We start from the raw sequence: 20,364 nt of genomic DNA on the forward strand, positions 1-20,364 counted from the left end.
TTAGTTAATGGGTTATGCCTGGAGAGTCGTAACGACTTAGCCAGCAACCGCAAACATCACGTACAGACCCAGACCAACGGCGATCATCGGGATCGCATCCACCAGACCCATTACGATGAAGAACTGGGTACGCAGAACAGGGATCAGATCCGGTTGACGAGCAGCACCTTCCAGGAACTTGCCACCCAGGATACCGATACCGATGGAAGCGCCGATAGCAGCCAGACCCATCATCATTGCAGCAGCGATGTACAGCAGGTCCATGTTCAAGTTTTCCATGAGGATCTCCAGTTATTTAGATGTAATTGATTGTATAAAAAGGATTATTTGAGTTGCATCAACCATGGTCTTCCTGCGCCATCGACAGATAGACGATGGTCAGAACCATGAAAATGAATGCCTGCAAAGTGATGATCAGGATGTGGAAAATTGCCCAAGGCACGGACAGGATCCACTGTGACCACCAGGGTAACAAACCAGCAATCAGGATAAAGATCAGTTCGCCAGCATACATGTTGCCGAACAGTCGAAGACCCAGAGAAACAGGTTTGGAAATCAGCGTAACAGTTTCCAGGATGAGGTTAACCGGGATGGCCGCCGGGTGGTTGAAAGGCTGAAGCGTCAGCTCCTTCACAAACCCGCCGATACCCTTGACCTTGATGCTGTAATACAGGATCAAGAAGAACACGCCCAAAGCCATGGACATGGTGATGTTAACGTCAGCAGAGGGAACCACACGCAGATAGGGAATACCCATCAATTGTGCAGCGTGAGGGATAAAGTCAACGGGGATCAGATCCATGAAGTTCATCAGGAAGATCCACACAAACACCGTCAGCCCCAAAGGTGCGATGACCTTGTTGCGACCGTGAAAGATGTCTTTGACGTTACCATTCACAAACTCGACCAGCATCTCCACAAAGCACTGCAGCTTACCCGGCACCCCGCTGGTAGCGTTAACGGCTACTTTGCGGAACAGCAGGATAAACAGGGCGCCTAGCACGACGGAAAATACCATTGAGTCGATATTGACCGTCCAGAACCCGGACCCGACTTGAAGGTGGGTCAGGTGGTGGGAGATATATCCCTGAGGAGTCAGGACTTCTCCGGTTGCAGACATGAGTTTTCCTAATAGTGGTTGTTAAGCGTGAATGAAACCATCCACTGTACAACGAGGGCGAGGATATAAGTGGCGAAAAACGAGACGGTAACGACCTCGACTCCCGCACCAAACATCAGGGCGAATAGACCTGTTGTAGAAATGAGCTTAATCCCTGCCCCACCATAAAAGTCCCGCAAAACCAGGCCCACACTCTCGGTTGTCACCTTGCGGCGCAGCACCCAGACAGTAAACAAGGCTTGAGGAACCCAGTACATCCCCCCTCCGTAGAGAGCGGAATAACCGGCGCTGGCACCAGTCAGGTAAAACCAGACGGCACTCATCGCCAGGATCAGGATGAGCTGACAAACGAGCATAACCAAGGCCAGTGTCAAACCTTCCAAGGCTATTTTCTGCTTCACCAACCTACCCCTGAACATTACAGAACTGTAAAAAATCGGGATCCGAAGACCCCATGTTAACAGCTCTTAAAGCCGGTCAAATTATACCCTTGAGGGCAGCTATTGCAATATGACAAAAATCCTTAATTTTTGCGGCTTTCCGCGGCAAATCAGGGTTATGGTCATATCAAAAGGAATGGATGTTTTATTACTACAAAAAGCGTAAAAATCACGATTCCGACACGCCAAAATAGCCCAATATACGGTCCAAATCGGACAAATTCTCGTAACTTATTACTAACTTCCCGCTATCCCGCTTGCCAGGCTGAAGTTGCACCTGATTGCCAATTTTTTCTGCCAGTTGGCGCTCCAGGTAGCCGATCTGCGGATCACGGGCCGGTTCGACCCTGGCTTTTGCCGGTTCGAGCGCTTTTTGCACCAGCTTCTCGGTATCGCGCACGGTCAGCCCTTTCTGGGCAACCAGCTTGGCCAGTTCGGACTGGGCCTGGCCGCTCAGGGCCAGCAGGGCACGGGCATGGCCCATGTCGAGGTCGCCATGCTCGACGAAACGCTTCACGTCGTCGTTGAGCTGGTTGAGACGCAGCAGGTTGGTCACCGTGGTGCGGGACTTGCCCACCGCCTCGGCCACCTGCTGGTGGGTGAGTTCGAATTCGGTCAGCAGTCTTTGTAAAGCGACCGCCTCTTCGATGGCATTGAGGTCTTCCCGCTGAATATTCTCAATCAGCGCGATGGCGACGGCAGCCTCGTCGGGTACATCCTTGACGATGCAGGGCACCACCTCGAGCCGCGCCAGCTGGGACGCGCGCCAGCGCCGCTCACCGGCAATGATTTCGAAGGATTGTTCGCCGAGAGGGCGTACCACGATGGGCTGGATCACCCCCTGAGCGCGGATGGAGTTGGCAAGCTCTTCCAGTGCATCCTGGGACATGTCCTTGCGGGGCTGGTACTTGCCGGACTGCAACCACTCCACCGGCAGCTTGCGCAGCTCGCCCTGATTGGTGGGGGCCATGGCCTCTTCAGTACGTTGATCGCTCATCACCTGTTTCTGGCGGGCAGCCGTGCTGGTACTGAGCAGGGCATCCAGCCCCTTGCCCAGCCCACGTTTTTTCGGAGTCATATGCTCTCTCGGTCTGCGATGGTCGCCTGACGTTCCTGCTCCTGGCGGCGCAGGATCTCGCCAGCCAGTGCCAGGTAGGCCTTGGCGCCCACCGATGATTTGTCATAGTGCATGGCCGGGGCACCGAAACTCGGGGCCTCCGCCAGTCTAACGTTGCGGGGAATGATGGTGCGGTAGACTTTGTCGCCAAAGTGCTGTTTTAGCTGATCGGACACATCATTGGCCAGCCGGTTGCGGTGATCGAACATGGTGCGCAGCACCCCTTCGATCTTGAGCTCCGGATTGACCACGGCGGCCAGCTTGCTGATGGTGTCGACCAGGGCGGTGAGCCCCTCCAGCGCGTAATATTCGCACTGCATGGGCACCAGCACGGAGTCGGCGGCGGCCATGGCGTTCACGGTCAGCATGTTGAGAGAGGGCGGGCAGTCGATGAAGACGTAGTCGTATTTGTCCCGCACCGAGGCCAGCGCATTGCGCAGGCGGATTTCGCGGGCGAAAAATTCCATCAGACGAATTTCGGCCGCGGTCACGTCGGCGTTGGCGGCAATCAGGTGATAGCCCCCGGTGGTTTCGGGGATGATCACTTCGCTGATGGGGGCATCCTCGATCAGCAGCTCATAGGCTGTGCGCTCGACGTCATACTTGTCGACACCGCTGCCCATGGTGGCATTGCCCTGCGGATCCAGATCGATCACCAGCACCTTGCGCCGGGTGGCAGCCATGGAGGCGGCCAGATTCACACAGGTGGTGGTTTTACCCACTCCACCCTTCTGGTTGGCTATGGCGATGACTTTTCCCACACGATCCCCTAAATGAAACTGCGACCCTATTCGGGCTGGATATGTTTGAATTCCAGCAGATGACGTTCGCCTTCCAGCTCCGGCACCCGCAACTCATGACAGGCTACCAGACGGATATTGGCAGGCAACTGGGCCAGCTCCTGCTCGGGATATTGTCCCTTGAGCGCCAGGAAGCAACCCTGTTCTGACGGCAGGTGGTGACACCAGCTCAGCATGTCCTCCAGCGAGGCAAATGCCCGACTCAGTACACCATCAAATCCCACCTCGGGTTGATACTCTTCAACCCGGGATTTGACCGGCGTCACATTGGTCAGACCCAGCTCCTGGATTACCTGACGGATGAAGTTGATCCGCTTGCCCAGACTGTCGAGCAGGACGAACTGCTTGTCCGGATTGATGATCGCCAGCGGCAATCCCGGCAGGCCGGGACCGGTCCCCACGTCGATGAAGCGCTCACCGTGCAAGTGGGGGCTTACCACCAGGCTATCGAGGATATGCTTGACCAGCATGGCATCCGGATCTCGCACCGAGGTGAGATTGTAAGCCTTGTTCCACTTGTGCAGCAACTCGACCAACTTCACCAGTTGGCTCTTTTGGGTATCGGTGATAACAATTTCGGCCTGCTTGAGCAGGCCGTTCAATCTTTCCAGCATGGGATTCCTCAGGCGGTTTTACGCAGCAGGCCGTGTTTTTTCAGGTGAACCAGCAGGATGGAGATGGCCGCCGGGGTGATGCCGGAGATGCGGGAAGCCTGACCAATGGTCTGCGGCTTGGCATCGTTCAGCTTGGCTTTCACCTCGTTGGAGAGGCCGTTCACCTCGCGATAATCCAGATCCAGCGGCAGCAGGGTGTTTTCGTTGCGCAGCTGCTTTTCCACTTCATCGTGCTGACGCTCGATGTAACCGGCGTACTTGATCTGGATCTCAACCTGTTCGGCCGCGGCAGGATCGGTCACGGAAGGACCGACACCTTCGATGGCCATCAGCGCATCATAGGTCACCTCGGGGCGACGCAGCAGCTCTTCCAGACTCTGTTCGCGGGTCAGCGGGGTGTTGACCAGGGCGTTGACCGCTTCCAGTGACGGATGTTGCGGGTGGATCCAGGTTGAACGCATGCGCTGACGCTCCAGCTCGACCTGTTCCATCTTGGCGTTGAATTTGCTCCAGCGCTCCTCATCCACCAGACCCAGCTCACGACCGATGGCGGTCAGGCGGATATCGGCGTTGTCTTCACGCAGCAGCAGGCGATATTCGGCACGGCTGGTGAACATGCGGTAAGGCTCGCGGGTCCCCAGGGTGGAGAGATCGTCCATCATCACTCCCATGTAGGCCTGATCCCGACGCGGGTTCCAGGGATCCTTGTCCTGGGCACGCAGGGCCGCGTTCAGGCCGGCCATCAGGCCTTGTGCCGCAGCCTCTTCGTAACCGGTCGTGCCGTTGATCTGGCCGGCGAAGAACAGGTTTGGAATGCACTTGCTCTCCATGTTGGCCTTGAGATCCCGCGGATCGAAGAAATCATATTCGATGGCATAGCCGGGGCGGGTGATGTGGGCGTTCTCGAAGCCGCGCACGGAACGGACAATCTGCACCTGCACGTCAAACGGCAGGCTGGTAGAGATCCCGTTCGGATAGAGTTCGTGGGTGGTCAGGCCTTCCGGCTCGACGAAGATCTGGTGCGCCGTCTTGTCGGCGAAACGGGTGATCTTGTCTTCGATCGACGGGCAGTAGCGCGGGCCGATCCCCTCGATCACCCCGGCGTACATGGGGCTGCGATCCAGGTTATTGCGGATCACTTCGTGGGTACGCTCGTTGGTGTGGGTGACGTAGCAGGGCACCTGACGGGGATGCTGGCTGGCATTGCCGATAAACGAGAAGACGGGGCGCGGATCGTCACCGTGCTGCTCCTGCATGACGGAGAAATCGACGCTGCGGGCATCAATGCGCGGCGGGGTGCCCGTCTTGAGACGATCGATACGCAGCGGCAATTCACGCAGGCGCTGGGCCAAGGCGATCGAGGGAGGATCCCCGGCACGGCCGCCCTTGTAGTTTTCCATCCCGATGTGGATCAAACCGTTCAGGAAGGTACCGACCGTCAGCACCACTGTCTTGCCGCTGATGCGGATCCCGCTCTGGGTGACCACACCGGCAACACGATCCCCGTCCATGATCAGATCGTCACAGGCCTGCTGGAAGATCTTCAGGTTCGGGTAGTTCTCCAGCATCTGGCGAACGACGGCCTTGTAGAGCAGGCGATCCGCCTGGGCACGAGTGGCTCGCACTGCCGGGCCCTTGGAGGAGTTGAGGGTGCGGAACTGGATCCCGCCAAGATCAATGGCACGCGCCATGATCCCGCCGAGTGCGTCAACTTCCCTGACCAGGTGTCCCTTGCCGATCCCGCCGATCGCCGGATTACAGGACATGTGTCCCAGCGTATCGATATTGTGGGTCAGCAACAGGGTGTTCATGCCCATACGGGCTGCCGCTGTTGCTGCTTCGGTTCCGGCATGACCGCCACCGACGACGATCACATCAAATTGTTCATGGTATTGCATTGGGATCACCTTGATCTGCACGCCTGAAGATCTTTATTTGCCTGGGCTAAAGGGCGGAACATTCTATCTGTTTCGCGTCCTGAGGGGAACGTCTACTTAACGTTCAGTATGAAGGGAGGATCCACTAATTAGATCTTAAGGATCTTTAGATCGATCTTTTACTGGATCTCTTATTAGGATCCGCCCTTTCTGTTGATAAGCACTTTTTGATCATAAAGATCATTAATTTAAGGACGATCCTAGCTTGTGGAAAAGCTTGGATCCTGGCCCGGTGAGCGAGGGGATAACCAGGACTTTTATACACAGAGGTCTGTCGGTATGGATCTAATACATGGATAACTATAGGTTTTGCAGAGCTTTACACCGTAGTTATGCACATTACTCCTGGGCGTTGTGGGTAACCTTGTAGAACAACTCCCCCGGATCAATCTGTTAATAACATGGTGGATAGTCGATCTGGGGATAAGTGGGGAGATCAAGCTTTTTTTCAGGATCTCCCGCACGCTGATCAGGCGATCATCGTCATCCAGTCGCGGATCCACACTTCTGCGGCATCTTCGGGGATCTCGTGTTGGGTCACATCTATGTCGAGCCGCTCGCCGATCCGGCTGGCACCGCACTCGGCCAGCAGGCGATCCAGCGTCTTGCCACCCTGGCAAAAGGTGTCATAACTGCTGTCGCCAAGGGCGATCACGCCATATTTCAATGAATTAAGATCCGGATGCTGCTCGGCAAGATCCTTGGCGAAGGGTTGCAGGTTGTCGGGCACATCACCGGCACCGTGGGTCGAGGTGACCACCAGCAGGATGGATCCCGCATCATCCAGCACCTTTGCCAGCTTGGCCGGGTTGTGGATCCGGGTCTGGTGGCCAGCCTGTTCCAGCAGGTTGGCGACGTGGTCTGCGACATATTCGGCGGCGCCCAGCATGGAGCCGACGACGAGATTGAGTTTGGCCATGGAATGGATCCTGATTTCAGACAAAGAAACGGAAAGCCGGATTCTACCGCCAAAGGGTGTGGATAAATATGGATAAAGCTTGGGGATAATGGATCCAGTCAGATAATGCAGCCGGATCCATCCCGTCGATCTTTTTTCTGCTTCTTTATATCCCTCTTCATTTTCTTCTCCGCTCATGGTTCTCCTGATGACTCCCATCCCCTGCGAGATCCTGCCAACGATGCAGCTAGATAACAATGTAGATGCAAATGATTAGCAATTACTGAATCGATTCGATCACGGCTCCTGTAGTAGGATTGCGCTGCTTTATTCGCCCATGGAACAGGGTGATGTCGTGACAAACGACCACAAATAACAATTAAAACAACATAACTCATTGATAAACGAGACTTTAATATGATTGCGCAAAAATACACTACAGGACCCGGCAAGAAGGGCGCCTTCGGCGTGCTTTCGCTCTCCGGTTTGCTCGTCTCCCTGCCGCTGATGGCCGAACAAACCACCGCTGAGCTGCCCAAAGCCAGCGAAACCATGGTGGTGACCGGTACGGCCATGAAGGTGGAAGTGCCGATGGCCGAGACCCCTCGCGCCGTTTCCGTAGTTAATCGCGAGGAGCTGGATCAGCACGCCGTGTTGCAGCTGGATGAGGCGCTTCGCTATCGTTCCGGCGTATTGACCGGCCTCTATGGTTCCGACAACAACACCGACTGGTTCAAGGTGCGTGGCTTCGATGCTGCTTCCTATCTCGATGGAAGCATCCTGTTTGGCTCTGGTTACTATCTTTGGACGCCGGAACCGTTCGGCCTGGAGAGTGTGGAAGTGCTGAAGGGGCCCGCTTCAATGCTCTATGGCGTAGCGCCTCCGGGCGGGGTGATCAATGCCATTAGCAAGCGACCGACCACCACGCCGCAAGGGCTGGTGGATCTGCAGCTTGGCAGCCGGGATCATCGTCAGGTCGGGGTGGATGTCTCTGACGCGCTCTCCGACAGCAGCCGCTACCGGATGGTGGCTCTCTATAAAGAGCGTGATGGGGTGCTTACCGGCACCTACAACGATCGGGTTTATCTGGCGCCGAGCGTCACCTTCGATCTTTCGGATCGTACCAGCCTGACCCTGCTGGCCAGTTTCCTGCACGACGAAGGGGTCCCGACCAACGGCTTCTTCCCGGTCTATGGCACTCTGAATACGTCAGGTGGCCAGATTGATCCCTCCACCAACCTGAGTCAGCCGGATTACGATCGCAACCGCAACACCCAGATCTCCACCGGTTACGAGCTGGCCCACCAGCTCAACCAGAGCTGGGAGTTCAAGCAGAACGTGCGCTTCAACTACAACGATCTGCTGCTGCGGCAGACTTATATCTTCCCGACCTATGAAGGCACGACCGCCTACCGCGGTCTGGTTTACCGCGATGGCAATACCAAGAGTGCCACCATGGATAACCAGATGGTGGGCTACTGGAACACCGACAGCACCGAGCAGACCCTGTTGCTGGGGGTGGATCTGCAGCGTCACGTCAATGAAGGGGTCGAGGCCGACAATTACGCCATGGGCTCCATCAATACCATGAACCCGGATTACAGCGGTTTCCCCGGTTTTGACGAGTCAACGGCCACTTACCAAAAAACAACCATGGCTCAAGAGGGGATCTATGCCCAGCATCAGATCCGTTGGGACGATCGCTGGTTGCTGACAGGAGGTGGTCGCTTTGACTATGTCGAGACCCATAACATCAGCAAAACATATGATAGAGATGAAAAGCAGTACGATCATGCGCTATCCCTTTCCGGCAGCTTGATGTATCTGGCCGACAACGGCATCTCGCCATATCTTGCTTATTCTGAGTCGTTCTTGATGTTGCCCGGGATCGATCCGAATACCAAAACTTCATATAAATCCCGTGAGGGAAAATTGTATGAAGCAGGCGTCAAATATGCGCCTGCCTTCCTCGACGGTTACATCAATCTGGCGCTGTTCGATCTGGAGCAAAGTAACGCTCTGGTTTCCAGTGGCTCAGGCCAGCAGACCCAAGCTGGCGAGATGACCTCTCAGGGGATTGAGCTGGAAGGGAGCGTGCAGGTGACCGATGCGCTGCGTCTGACCGCTGCTTATACCTACACAGATGCCAAAACCAACGACACCGGCAGTGGCGATCGCCGTGCCAGCCTGATCCCGCGCCACCAGGCCTCCTTCTGGGGTAACTACAAGGTGCAGCAAGGGGTGGCTTCGGGTCTGGAGCTGGGTACCGGTGTGCGTTATATCGGTTCCAGCGTGGGTATTGGCGCCGTGAATGCGGACTATACCCCCATCTACGGCTCTGCCGAGGTGCCAGCCCATACCGTCTGGGATGCGATGATCGGGTATGACTTTGCCAAGAACTGGCGCGCCCAGCTCAACGTCAACAACCTGCTGGGTGAAACCTACGTGGCCAGTTGTGACTATTACTGCTACTACGGCGAGCCGCGCAGCGTAGTGGGCAGCATCAACTACCGCTGGTAATCGAAGTCGGGCGGGAACCGGATTTCCGCCCTTCTTTTCACCTGCAGTTGTTCTGATCTCTCTGGAATACCGGTCCGTTATGGAACTCTTGTCTCTGGTTTATCGCCAATATCGTTGGCCCTTTATCGCCATCACCCTGCTCAGTCTGCTCAGTGCCGTCAGCGGGATTGGCGTCATTGCTTTTATCAATCAGTCTCTTATCGAATCTATAGGTGATCCGCTGCCGATCCTCGGTCAGCTGGTCGGCCTGATTGTGTTGCTGCTGGTGATCACGCTCGGATCTCAGCTGGCCCTGACCACTCTCGGTCACCATTTTGTCTACCGGTTGCGCGGCCGTCAGCTCAAGCAACTGCTGGATACCGATGTCGCCCGCATCCGCCAGATTGGTCAGGGGCCGCTGCTGGCCTCCCTCTCCAGCGACATCGGCCAGATAACCATCGCCTTCGTGCGCCTGCCTGAGCTGGTGCAGGGGCTGGTGCTCACGCTGGGTTCTGCCCTTTACCTTGGCTGGCTTTCTCCGGCCCTGCTCGGGGTGACCACGCTCTGGGTCACCGTCACCATGGTGGTGGGCTGGCTGCTGGTGAACCGTGTTTATTGCCATCTCTCCCACATGCGTCAGGCCGAAGATCGGCTCTATCAGAACTATCAGGCCATCATCGCCGGCAGCAAGGAGCTGGCGCTCAACCGCGAGCGGGCTCACTTCGTTTACCACCAGCTCTATGAGCAAAATGCCCGTGACTACCGCCAGCAGATCATTCGCGCCGACACCTATCACCTGAGCGCGGTGAACTGGTCGAATATCATGATGCTGGGGGCCATCGGTCTGGTCTTCTTTCTGGCCAACGGCCTTGGCTGGGCCAACACCAATGTGGCCGCCACCTTCGCCCTGACCCTGCTGTTCCTGCGCACCCCGCTGTTGCAGGGGATTGGCGCCCTGCCGACCCTGCTTGCCGCTCAGGTAGCGTTCGACAAGATAGCCGCCCTCAATCTGGCCGAGCCGGATGCGGACTTCCCGCTGCCGCCCGCCATCCGACCCTGGCAGCGTATCGAGCTGGAGCAGGTGAGCTTTCACTATCAGGGGGAGGGCGGCTTTGCCGTTGGCCCCATCGATCTGGTCATCGAAAAGGGGGAGCAGATCTTCATCATCGGCGGCAATGGCTCCGGCAAGTCGACGCTGGCCATGCTGCTGACCGGCCTTTACCAGCCGGTATCGGGCCGGATCCTGCTGGATGGTGAGCCGATCACCGATCGCAACGGCTATCTGGCGCTCTTCTCCGCCATCTTCACCGATTATCACCTGTTCCAGCACCTGTTGGGGCCGGAACCCAAGGATGAGCTGGTGGCCGAGTGGCTGGAGCGGTTGCAGATGGGCAGCAAGCTCACCATCGAGGATGGATTTATCGCCGATATCGAACTCTCTCAGGGGCAGCGCAAGCGGGTCGCCCTGCTACTGGCGCTGGCCGAGCAGCGCGAGGTGATGCTGTTTGACGAGTGGGCTGCGGATCAGGATCCCCAGTTCCGCCGCATCTTCTATCAGGCGCTGCTGCCGCGCCTCAAGGAGATGGGCAAGACGATGATTGCCATCAGTCACGATGATCACTACTTCCCGCTGGCAGATCGCCTGCTGGAGATGCGTCAGGGTCAGCTCACCGAACTGACCGGGGCGCGCCGCGCCGCAGTGAGCCGTGATGCGATCGCTCACCTGGATTGCGAGGTGCCGGCTTGATGCTGGCACCGATGAGACTGGCGGCAAGCCAGCACAGGAATTGCTTATGTTCGAGATGAAATCAGCCAGCTTCACGGTCAATGACCGCACGCTGCTGCACCCCACCGACCTGCGTTTCGAGCAGGGACAGGTCTATGGCCTCATCGGCCACAATGGGTCGGGCAAATCGACCCTGCTCAAGCTGCTGGCACGCCAGCAACCCCTCAGCGACGGCGAGATCCTGTTCGATGGCAAGCCGCTGCCCGACTGGGGCAATCGGGAGTTTGCCCGTCAGGTGGCCTATCTGCCCCAGCATCTGCCGAGCGCCGAGAATCTGCTCGGGCGGGAGCTGGTGGAGATGGGCCGCTACCCCTGGCGTGGCCTGCTGGGCCGGATGGGGGTGGAGGATCACCGTCAGGTCGATCGGGCCATCGCCCTTACCCATACCGAACGCTTTGCCGATCGGCTGGTTGATACCCTCTCCGGCGGCGAGCGGGGCAGGGTCTGGCTGGCGATGCTGCTGGCCCAGGAGAGCCGCTTCATCCTGCTGGACGAGCCGCTGGCCGCGCTGGATGTGGCCCACCAGGTGGAGGTGCTGACGCTCGTCAAGCAGTTGAGCCGTCAGCTCAACCTTGGGGTCATCATCGTCATTCACGACATCAATATGGCCTCCCGCTTCTGTGATCGGCTGGTGGCGCTCCACTCCGGCCGCCTGCTCACCCACGGTGAACCTGAGGGGCTCATGACCAGCGAGACCCTGCATGCTATCTATGGCATTCCGATGGAGGTCATTCGCCACCCGGCTCATGCTCATCCCATCGCCATCGTCTGACCGGGGGCATCCTTGAACCTTTTATTGAAGAAGATGGCTCCCTGCCTTATCAGCCTGTTGTTACCACTTGTGGCGCAGGCTGACACATCCTCGATCGCTTCTGCGCCGCTACCCCGTATCGCCACCGTCGACTGGACCATAGCCGAAACCCTGCTGGCACTCGGGGTGACTCCGCTGGCCGTTGGGGATGTTGGCCCCTATCAGGCATGGGTTGGCGAGCCACGGCTACCCGCCGGAGTGGTGGATATCGGCCTGCGCACCCAGCCCAACCGTGAGCTGCTGGCAGAGCTCAAACCCGACCGCATCCTCATCTCGCCGCTGGCGGCCCCGCTGGCGCCAACTCTTTCCCGCATCGCGCCGGTGAGCACCATCGCCCTCTATGATGGGCAAACCGATCTGTGGCAGAGACTGCACGAGGTGACCCTGACTCTCGCCCGTATGGTGGGCAAAACTGCCGAGGGCGAACGGCTGCTGGCCGGGCTGGATCGGGATCTCGCCAGCATGCAGGCCGGATTGCCTGCGGATCTGCCGCCCCTGCTGGTGGTGCAGTTTATCGATGAGCGCCATGTGCGGGTGTTTGGTCGCCACAGCCTGTTCGATGCGGTGATGACGCGGCTTGGGCTGCGTAATGGCTGGCAGGAGCAGACCAATGACTGGGGTTTCTCGGTGGTCAGCATCGAGCAGTTTATGACCTTGCCAACCGCGCGGCTGGTGGTGGTCGATCCCATCCCGGTAGGGGTGAGCGAACGGCTGCAGGAGCCTGGGCTGTGGCAGCATCTGCCGCTGGTACGCCAAGCCCCCGTGCTGCATCTGCCTGCGGTCTGGAGTTTTGGCGGCGTACTTGCCGCCCGCCGTTTCGCCGGTCTGCTCAGTGATGCATTGCTGCAAGATGCCGAGCGTATGGAGGCTGGTCGATGAAGCGACTGCTCACATCGCCGCTGCTGCGGCCGGTCTCGATCCTGCTGGGGTTGACCCTCTTGCTCGCGTATTGGGAGCTGGCTCGCCAGCTGCCTGGTGCGCTCTGGTGGCGGAGCCTCTTCACCCCCAATCTGGATGACGTCAGCCAAGCAGTGGTGCATTTCAGCTGGCTGCCCCGCTTGGCGGTCACCCTGCTGGCCGGGGCGGCGCTCGGGCTGGCGGGCACCCTGATGCAGCAGGTGCTGCGCAACCCGCTCGCGTCACCGACCACCTTGGGGGTGGCCTCCGGTGCCCAACTGGCGTTGATGATGGTGACCCTGTTTGCCCCCTCCTGGTTGCTGTTGGGGCGGGAGTGGATCGCCATGGCCGGTGGCAGCCTCGCGATGGCACTGGTGTTTGCCCTGGCCTGGCGTCACCAGCTCAATCCGGTGGTCATCGTCTTTGCCGGGCTGGTGATCAACCTCTATCTGGCGGCCATCAGCATGGGGCTCTTGCTGTTCTTTCAGGAGGAGCTGAAAGGCTTGCTGGTGTGGGGCAGTGGCTCGCTAGTGCAGAACAGCTGGAGCGGGGTGAGTTACCTGTTGCCCCGCTTGCTGGCAGCTGCTGCGTTGGCCGCGGTACTGGTGCGCCCGCTGGCGGTGCTGGAGCTGGATGATGCCAGCTCCCGCAGTCTGGGGGTCTCCCTGCAGCATCTGCGTTTTGCCGGACTGGGGCTGGCGGTGTTTGTCACCGCTTGCGTGGTGAGCGTGGTGGGGCTGATCGGCTTTATCGGGCTGGCCGCACCCGCCATGGTGCGGCTGCTCGGGATCCGCCAGCTCGGCCAGCGGCTGTTGTGGGCACCGATCCTCGGCGCCCTGCTGCTGGCGGCGACCGATCTGCTGCTGCAGAGTCTGAGTCGCTTCTGGCCAGTATTGATCCCCACCGGCGCCATGACCGCCCTGCTGGGGGCGCCGCTGCTGCTCTGGTTGATCCCGCGCCTTGGCATCAAGTCGGGTACGCCGAAGGCAAACGCCGGTCTGCTGGTGGCCCGACATCCGGCACCGGCTCGCCTTATTGGCCTGTTGCTGGTCGGGTTGATGCTGGTCGTGGTCGCCTCCCTGCTGTTTGGGCAGGGAATGACGGGCTGGTGCTGGCCAAGCTGGCTCCGCTGGCAGGCACAACTGGAGTGGCGACTGCCGCGCACTCTGGCGGCGGGGGCGGCCGGTGTGCTGCTAGCGCTGGCGGGCACCCTGTTGCAGCGGGTCAGCAACAACCCGATGGCGAGCCCGGAGCTGCTGGGGGTGAGCGGTGGCACCTTTATGGGGGTGATAGCGACGGCGCTGTTGCTGCCTGCATTGCCCCTGCCGCTGATGCTGTCCGGTGGCCTGCTCGGTGCCTTCGCTTGTCTCTTGCTGCTGGTGGTGGTCAATCGCAAGCACGGCTTCCAGCCGGAGCGGACCCTGCTCTCCGGTATCGCCATCACGGCGTTGTTTGAGCCGCTGCAGGCTATCGCGCTGGCCAACGGCGACATGCGGGTGCAGCAACTGCTCTCCTGGATGTCCGGCTCCACCTACTACGTCACCCTGCTGGTGGCTTATGGGTTGGTGGGGCTGGCGCTGTTGATGCTGTCCGCCTGCCTGTTGGTGAGCCGCTGGCTCGATCTGCTGCCGATGGGGAGTGCTGTAGCGACCGCGCTTGGCATTCGCCTCAACCGTGCCCAGCTCGCCATCCTGCTGCTGGTGGCCGTGCTCACCGCCAGTGCCACCCTGGTGGTCGGGCCGCTCTCATTCGTCGGTCTTCTGGCGCCACATATGGCCAAGCTGATGGGGCTGGTGCGGGCACGCTGGCACCTGCTTGGGGCCGCCGCTTCCGGCGCCCTGTTGATGGTATCGGCAGACTGGGTCGGCCAGCAGTTCCTCTTCCCGCAGGAGGTGCCGGTCGGGCTGGTCTCCACCCTGTTAGGGGGCGCTTACTTCATGTGGTGCCTGCGTCGCCTCTAGGTTCGCGGACAAAAAACTGTCTAGTCCTGAAATAGGTTTACACATTTTCGGCTAGCTTTGCTCCACTCAGAACCCCCTATGTACCGCATCGGGGGTTCTGTATTTCAACGCATGATGCGGCCGCTCCGCGTTGTAAATATCCACTGCTTCACGCACCATTTCCCGCGCTTGCGTCAAATCCTGCGGGCTTTGCAACAATAACTCTCCTTTCAAAATCCCGTTCACCCGCTCCGCCAACGCATTCTGGTAGCAGTCATACCCATCCGTCATCGAGCATTTCACCCCGTACCGTTCATGTAATGACTGATACAGCCCAGAGCAATACTGCACGCCGCGGTCAGAGTGATGGATGAGTTCACCGCCGCCACGTCGTTGCTTCAGTGCTTTCTTGAACGCCATCGCCACCGATTCGGCGTGCATCCCTTCGTGCACGTGATGGCCCACTATCTTGCGTGAGTAGGCATCCGTCACCAGGCTCAGGTACAGCGGCCCGCTTCTGGCTGGCAGATAGGTGATATCAGCGACCCAGACCTGCTCCGGGGCCACCGGTGTGACCTGCTCTGGCCCCGCCTTGAGCAAGTTGGGATGACGGTAGAAACGGTGAAAACTGTGGGTGGTCTTGTGATACGCCCGCCTGGGCTGCACCAGCAGGCGGTGCTCGGCCAATATCTGAAACAGCCTGTCCCGCCCGACCTTGAGCCCGCCATCATCCTGACCCTGCAGCAGATAATGCAGCTTGCGAGTGCCCACCCGCGGTTGTCGCAGTCGAACCTGACGCACAAAACGCACCACTTGCAATCCCTGTGCATGGCGCTCGTCGGCGACCCGATTGCGCTTGTAGTAAGCCTGCCGGCTTATCCCCAGAAACAGGCAAGCCCTGACAATGGTCAGCCTCTCGACTTGCCGCTGCGAGAGGACTTGCCGGGTCGCTTTTTTACGATGGAGACGCCGTAGTCATTCTTCAGTACATCGACGACGGCCTCAAAGAACTGGGCCTTCTGACTCATCAACGCCAGCTGTTGCTCAAGTTCCTTGATGCGCTGTTCGGGCGTCTGATTGTCGTGGTCAGGCATGGTGATGCTCCTGCCGGCACGCACAGAAGCCCCCTGGCTCCAATCTTGCCGACCATGTTTACGCAACCATACCAGAACGGTGGAGCGGCCCTGAATGCCATAACGCACCTGAGCCTGTTTGTAGGTGAGCTCGCCTTTTTCAATCTGCTCGACCAGCGCCAGTTTAAAAGTCAGCGAGTAATCGCGCTGTGTCCGTTTCACACCTTGTCCCATCGGGCTCTCCATTTATTGGGGGGAAAGGTGTAAACCATATTCAGGACGGGACAAACGCACAATAAAAAGCCCGGGATGAACCCGGGCTTTTTATTGTCTGTCGTGCGGCGTTACTTGCCGATGCAGAATGTAAATAATTTATTATCTTCAATATGTTAGTGACTTTTCGGGGGCCACTTGGGGTAAAAGTAACTAAAACAGCATATTGAGAGGCCGCTCACGGGTTTCTGTCATCGTGCAGCGTTCCCACATAGTCCATTCTCGATCGTGCAGCCTTCCCATATGAATCAACGCGATGCCACCACACGCACTCAAAACCGCTTTTTAGGTGAGTTTTGAACATATTTTGAACCGACTATAGCATCGTCCGGTGCCTGGAAAGCCGCTTTACTCTTCGAACCGTGCAAGTTTCCCATAGGTAGTTTGGCTAACCGTGCAGTCATCCCACATAACGCCAATTTAATCCCAACCCTTTATCAGCCTGGCTGAGCGGGCTTTTAGGCCCTCTAGAATGGTGCTGCTGATGGTGTCGGGGAAGTCTGCTGGCAATTGCTGGGTAACGCGCTCAATAACATCATCAACGGAGTTGGCCAGTTCTGTCAGGATCTCTTCCATAGCAGAACGCTCAAATCCCACAGTTTTTGCCGTTTGGAAGAAATGACGCGGGAATATCTGCTCAATGGAGTACTTCTTTCCCTTGCTGCTTGCTAGGCCCATAGCGAGCTTGGCGTCCCTTCGGTTGAGGCCTCGGCCGCCAAACACTGGATAGACAGATAGGATGTCGTAAAAAGGGGTCAGGCGAAAACGCCCTTCCGGTTCAATAAAGACCGAGAAGTTCTTTGCATGGCCATCGGTGGCCGCCAGCAGCCAGAACAGGACCTGAGATTTCATGAACAGGTAGCGATCCTGTTCTGGTGTCGCAGAGCCCAGCAAGGTTTCCATGATGTCAGTGATCCCTGGTCCTCCATGGCTCTCGTATTTCCGTGCTGACGGAACATTCAATACCTGACAGAAATCTTCTTGGGGAAGGCGCATGATCCAACTGCGATCGGCAGCGTAACGTCTGTCGAAGCGTTCCACAGCCAGTGCTTTGACCTGGCCAACCTGCATCATGAAGCAGTGAGGTACGGGTAGACCAAACTCCTTGGCAATCAGAGTGCAGAGATATTCGTTTTCTACGCTTTGGGAGAGGTCTATCGAGTAGGAGTGGCTTTCAATCTTGCCGATAGGGAGTTTGATAATGTGGGTTGTCGGCGTTGCGTTGAGTGGCAAGTACCAAAGGCCATCGAGATAGAGCAGCGCAGTCTTTTCTTGCGCCCCGGCGATAGAGATCCGAAACTCCTCTTGTTCCCTGACCATCCCCAAAGGGATTCCTGATTTGTAGCTGGTCAGGATCTGCTCGAGCTCGTCATCGGAAAGGGCCTTGTAGTCGATTCGCCTGACATCTGGAACATCGTGTCCTTCGGTAACCAGCTGTAATGCCCCTACGCTATCCTGGCCAATGCAACTGAGCAGATCGAAGGGCTGGGTTGATACCGCCTGATAGCGTGCTACAACCCTGTTCCTCACCTCCGTATTATCTGGCAGCAGGTTATCAAAGAAGTTATATGCTTCATCGCCTCGGTAGGCCTGATGGCGCAATGGCATGGAGAGTGAGATGGGACGGCTGCCTGGTTGTGCCAGCCAGGACTCATGGTACTGAAACTGATGGGCACCGCTGGTAGTTTTGGTGAATGTGCCTACCCGATAGCCGTTCATGTAGACAGCCAGATTGGCCATTACCACTCCTCCTTCCAGCCCGATGTCGGACTATCGGATGACTCATTGCGGGGTTTGATGTCCAGTGACAATTCGAGTGCCGCGAGGATCTTGAACAGGGTTTCCAGCTTGGTGGACTCAGGGTTGAGCTCGAAGCTGGATACTGTGTCTTGCCTAATCCCCACTTTCTCGGCCACTTTGCCTTGAGAGAGCTTTTGCGAAAGCCTGGCATCCTTGATACAGGCGCTCAGCTGCTTGGCGCTGGTTACTTTCATGATTTGACAACCTGGTAGCATGCCTTCTTCCAATTTACACGCTATGGCAGGTATATCAATGTTTACCTGTTATAGGAGGTAAATATAACTTACACGCTATAGGCGGTATTTAACAGTTATCCCCTATAGCGGGTAAGAGAACGGTAAACGGAGATATGACGTCGAAGTTTCAATCAATATGGGCAGCCAACCAGTCGAGACCTTGCTCTGCAAACGTGAACAGCTGGTCGCTATAGCCTTGAGCAATGACGCTACGGATGATCTCGGGGTCAATATTCAGATAGTCGTGCACCAGCGCAATGCGAAGGCTAATGAGCTTGCTCCAACAGATCAGAGTGTCGGGGCATAGCTCACCACGTAGGACAAGGAACTCGAATGCCTGATAGGCATCCTGTGGGGTATGGCCTGCCAGCGTTTTGGCCCAGTGTTTTGCCACGCCAATACTTGCTTCGATAGAAACTTGCAGGATTCGCTCGGCGGCGCGGTACTCCAGATTGGAAAGGGTACGCAGCGCCAGAATTGCCCGGATCTCTGACAGCTCGGCCTGGTAGCGCGACAAGCTGGTGCGCAAAGCGCCGATATAAGCGTTATCGCTCATCTCTACTTCTCTACTTAATGTTTATTGATATCGATAACCGAGAGTTTTCCCCAGAACTCATTGCCACTACAGCGCCAGCAGTTCTTGAGTGCTGTATCCAGTAGTCCACTCTGTTTAGTCGGAGCAAAGGCCACCGCCAGATCCCAGTTGGTGCTAGGGCAAGCTGTCCCCTTGGTACGGTCATTTGGTAGTTTGAGACAGAATACTGGTTAGTATGGTGTCACATGGTTGGGCTTTTGTACGTAACGTTCAATAGCCTGCCGCGCTGCGCTTGGCTGCTGGCTTGTTCGGTGAGTCGAAAAGATGACTCACCTCAAAGCCCAGCTTCTGTAGATTTCCTCCTTTGGCATCCCATTCAGCAGATCAGGAATGGTGAGCAACGTCGCTTAAATACTCAAATACAACTCAAAAGCGACTTTGTGATGACGGATCACACTTAAAGTTTGTTCTGTCAGATCAGAAGGCTATCGAAAGGTCGTATTTCGATCGTCATGTGGTGGTTCTAAAAAGGTATACCCCATAAAAACCACTCGATATCCTCTCGAAAGAAATATTGAAACCACTTATATTGAACCAATAATTAAGAACCACTTTAAACAGACTGATGGGGGTTTCAATGTTCATACGGGCGTATTTACGTGCATCGACTATGGAACAGGATGCTGAGCGGGCACGAAAGCTGCTGATTGGTTTTGCTGCTGAGCATGGCCATCAGATTGCCAGTTTCTATGTGGAGAATGAGTCGGGAGCGACGCTGGACAGGCCTGAGCTTATGAGGCTGATCCGCGACGCTGCAGATCGTGACATTGTGCTGGTAGAGCAGATTGATCGTCTGGCCCGTCTCAATCAGACGGATTGGCAAACACTGAAGCAGCTTTTGGCACAGAAACAGCTCTCCATCGTTTCTCCTGAGCTTCCGACTTCCTGGGTGGCATTACAGGGGGACAGCCGCTCCGAGTTCACCAGCGCCATCTTGCAGGCTGTAAATGGCATGCTGTTGGATATGCTCGCAGCCGTCGCTCGTAAAGACTATGAAGATCGCCGTCGCAGGCAGCAGCAGGGTATTGCCAAGGCCAGGGATGAAGGGAAATACCGTGGTAGGCAGAAGGATGAGAAGAAGCGTCAGCACATCGCCAGGCTGTTGGTGACTGGCCACAGTTATTCCGCGATTCAGGAGATGCTTGGTTGCTCAAGGTACCTTATCGCCAGTGTGGCCAAGGAGGCGCGCAGTTAGCTCCAGAAGTAGTAATTTTTGATGACCGGCCCACCCTTGCGTTTTGAGCGTGGGGTTGTCTTGAGGGTTTTCGCTGTCCAGATAAGAGCGATGCTCAGCGCAGTGAACAGCCCGGCGGGCCAGTGCCAGCAGGTGAGTGCGGCAAGAGCCATTAACTGCAACCTGGCCGTGATGGGGCGTCTGGTGGCCCAGGCCAGTATTGGCCAGCACCAGTAAACCGGTGGCTGGCAGATCAGCAGCCATGCAAACAACGTGTCGCCAAGTGCCATCAAGCCCAGCGCAACCACCGCCATGAGGGCGATATCAGCGATCGGTTTCATGGTGCCGCTCTTT

19 protein-coding genes are annotated in these 20,364 nt (G+C 57.2%); 6 read left to right on the top strand and 13 right to left on the bottom strand.

The window, feature by feature from the left end; translation table 11 throughout:
- Positions 1-36: 36 nt before the first annotated feature.
- The 8 genes from atpE to mioC all read right to left on the bottom strand — a co-directional run bounded on the left by atpE (position 37) and on the right by mioC (position 6,947).
- Positions 37-279 carry a F0F1 ATP synthase subunit C gene (atpE, locus tag ACTG2O_RS03650; RefSeq protein WP_005307205.1) on the bottom strand — a complete coding sequence of 81 codons (243 nt, stop codon included), beginning with the start codon at positions 277-279 and terminating at the stop codon, positions 37-39.
- Positions 280-337: 58 nt separating this feature from the next.
- On the bottom strand, positions 338-1,120 hold the full coding sequence (gene atpB / locus ACTG2O_RS03655) for a F0F1 ATP synthase subunit A (RefSeq protein WP_005339335.1): 783 nt from the start codon (positions 1,118-1,120) through the stop codon (positions 338-340).
- Positions 1,121-1,128: 8 nt separating this feature from the next.
- Positions 1,129-1,539 (bottom strand): ATP synthase subunit I, encoded by a 411-nt coding sequence (locus tag ACTG2O_RS03660; RefSeq protein WP_019445506.1) that lies wholly within the window; start codon positions 1,537-1,539, stop codon positions 1,129-1,131.
- Positions 1,540-1,729: 190 nt separating this feature from the next.
- The gene (locus ACTG2O_RS03665) at positions 1,730-2,638 is read right to left on the bottom strand and encodes a ParB/RepB/Spo0J family partition protein (protein WP_005342343.1); all 909 of its coding nucleotides are present in this window, start codon (positions 2,636-2,638) and stop codon (positions 1,730-1,732) included.
- Positions 2,635-3,438, bottom strand: a complete 804-nt coding sequence (locus tag ACTG2O_RS03670) for a ParA family protein (protein ID WP_005357226.1) — start codon at positions 3,436-3,438, stop codon at positions 2,635-2,637. Before ACTG2O_RS03670 ends, ACTG2O_RS03665 begins: the two co-directional genes overlap by 4 nt.
- Positions 3,439-3,464: 26 nt before the next feature.
- Positions 3,465-4,091 (bottom strand): 16S rRNA (guanine(527)-N(7))-methyltransferase RsmG, encoded by a 627-nt coding sequence (gene rsmG / locus ACTG2O_RS03675; RefSeq protein ID WP_019445508.1) that lies wholly within the window; start codon positions 4,089-4,091, stop codon positions 3,465-3,467.
- An 8-nt stretch (positions 4,092-4,099) separates the two neighbouring features.
- Positions 4,100-5,989: a tRNA uridine-5-carboxymethylaminomethyl(34) synthesis enzyme MnmG gene (gene mnmG / locus ACTG2O_RS03680; RefSeq protein WP_439975342.1), complete on the bottom strand. Its 1,890-nt coding sequence runs from the start codon at positions 5,987-5,989 to the stop codon at positions 4,100-4,102.
- A 508-nt stretch (positions 5,990-6,497) separates the two neighbouring features.
- Positions 6,498-6,947 (bottom strand): FMN-binding protein MioC, encoded by a 450-nt coding sequence (mioC, locus tag ACTG2O_RS03685; RefSeq protein WP_019445510.1) that lies wholly within the window; start codon positions 6,945-6,947, stop codon positions 6,498-6,500.
- Between the two features lie 396 nt (positions 6,948-7,343).
- Between mioC and ACTG2O_RS03690 the strand changes: the two genes are divergently transcribed.
- From ACTG2O_RS03690 to fhuB, 5 genes are all read left to right on the top strand, one after another.
- Positions 7,344-9,446: a TonB-dependent siderophore receptor gene (locus ACTG2O_RS03690; RefSeq protein WP_439975343.1), complete on the top strand. Its 2,103-nt coding sequence runs from the start codon at positions 7,344-7,346 to the stop codon at positions 9,444-9,446.
- Between the two features lie 79 nt (positions 9,447-9,525).
- Complete coding sequence (locus ACTG2O_RS03695; RefSeq protein WP_439975344.1) at positions 9,526-11,172, top strand: multidrug ABC transporter permease/ATP-binding protein; 1,647 nt, start codon at positions 9,526-9,528, stop codon at positions 11,170-11,172.
- Positions 11,173-11,218: 46 nt separating this feature from the next.
- Positions 11,219-11,983, top strand: a complete 765-nt coding sequence (locus ACTG2O_RS03700; RefSeq protein ID WP_439975345.1) for an ATP-binding cassette domain-containing protein — start codon at positions 11,219-11,221, stop codon at positions 11,981-11,983.
- Between the two features lie 33 nt (positions 11,984-12,016).
- Complete coding sequence (locus tag ACTG2O_RS03705) at positions 12,017-12,901, top strand: ABC transporter substrate-binding protein (RefSeq protein ID WP_019445514.1); 885 nt, start codon at positions 12,017-12,019, stop codon at positions 12,899-12,901.
- A complete protein-coding gene (gene fhuB, locus ACTG2O_RS03710) occupies positions 12,898-14,880 on the top strand; it encodes a Fe(3+)-hydroxamate ABC transporter permease FhuB (protein ID WP_439975346.1) in 1,983 nt (660 codons plus the stop codon). The genes ACTG2O_RS03705 and fhuB overlap by 4 nt, the downstream gene beginning before the upstream one ends.
- 66 nt (positions 14,881-14,946) lie before the next feature.
- Here fhuB and ACTG2O_RS03715 read toward each other — a convergent pair.
- From ACTG2O_RS03715 to hepT, 4 genes are all read right to left on the bottom strand, one after another.
- Positions 14,947-16,166 (bottom strand): IS3 family transposase gene (locus ACTG2O_RS03715; RefSeq protein ID WP_439975195.1). Its coding sequence is split into 2 segments (ribosomal slippage): positions 14,947-15,818 and positions 15,818-16,166, totalling 1,221 coding nucleotides; the frame shifts between segments, so codons are not numbered across the junction.
- Positions 16,167-16,625: 459 nt separating this feature from the next.
- Positions 16,626-17,945 carry a type II toxin-antitoxin system HipA family toxin gene (locus ACTG2O_RS03720; RefSeq protein WP_227272716.1) on the bottom strand — a complete coding sequence of 440 codons (1,320 nt, stop codon included), beginning with the start codon at positions 17,943-17,945 and terminating at the stop codon, positions 16,626-16,628.
- Positions 17,945-18,199, bottom strand: coding sequence for a helix-turn-helix domain-containing protein (locus ACTG2O_RS03725; protein ID WP_101323164.1), 255 nt, complete (start codon positions 18,197-18,199; stop codon positions 17,945-17,947). Before ACTG2O_RS03725 ends, ACTG2O_RS03720 begins: the two co-directional genes overlap by 1 nt.
- A 169-nt stretch (positions 18,200-18,368) precedes the next feature.
- Positions 18,369-18,797 (bottom strand): type VII toxin-antitoxin system HepT family RNase toxin, encoded by a 429-nt coding sequence (hepT, locus tag ACTG2O_RS03730; protein ID WP_331379470.1) that lies wholly within the window; start codon positions 18,795-18,797, stop codon positions 18,369-18,371.
- Positions 18,798-19,413: 616 nt separating this feature from the next.
- On the opposite strand from hepT, the gene ACTG2O_RS03735 reads away from it, so the two are divergent.
- Positions 19,414-20,031, top strand: a complete 618-nt coding sequence (locus tag ACTG2O_RS03735) for a recombinase family protein (protein ID WP_439975347.1) — start codon at positions 19,414-19,416, stop codon at positions 20,029-20,031.
- Here the strand turns inward: ACTG2O_RS03735 and ACTG2O_RS03740 are convergent.
- Positions 20,028-20,351 carry a hypothetical protein gene (locus ACTG2O_RS03740; RefSeq protein ID WP_439975348.1) on the bottom strand — a complete coding sequence of 108 codons (324 nt, stop codon included), beginning with the start codon at positions 20,349-20,351 and terminating at the stop codon, positions 20,028-20,030. The genes ACTG2O_RS03735 and ACTG2O_RS03740 overlap by 4 nt on opposite strands.
- Positions 20,352-20,364: the final 13 nt, after the last annotated feature.

It is taken from the genome of Aeromonas sp. 61P (assembly GCF_051919545.1).
In the GTDB taxonomy this organism is placed as follows: Bacteria; Pseudomonadota; Gammaproteobacteria; order Enterobacterales; family Aeromonadaceae; genus Aeromonas; species Aeromonas veronii.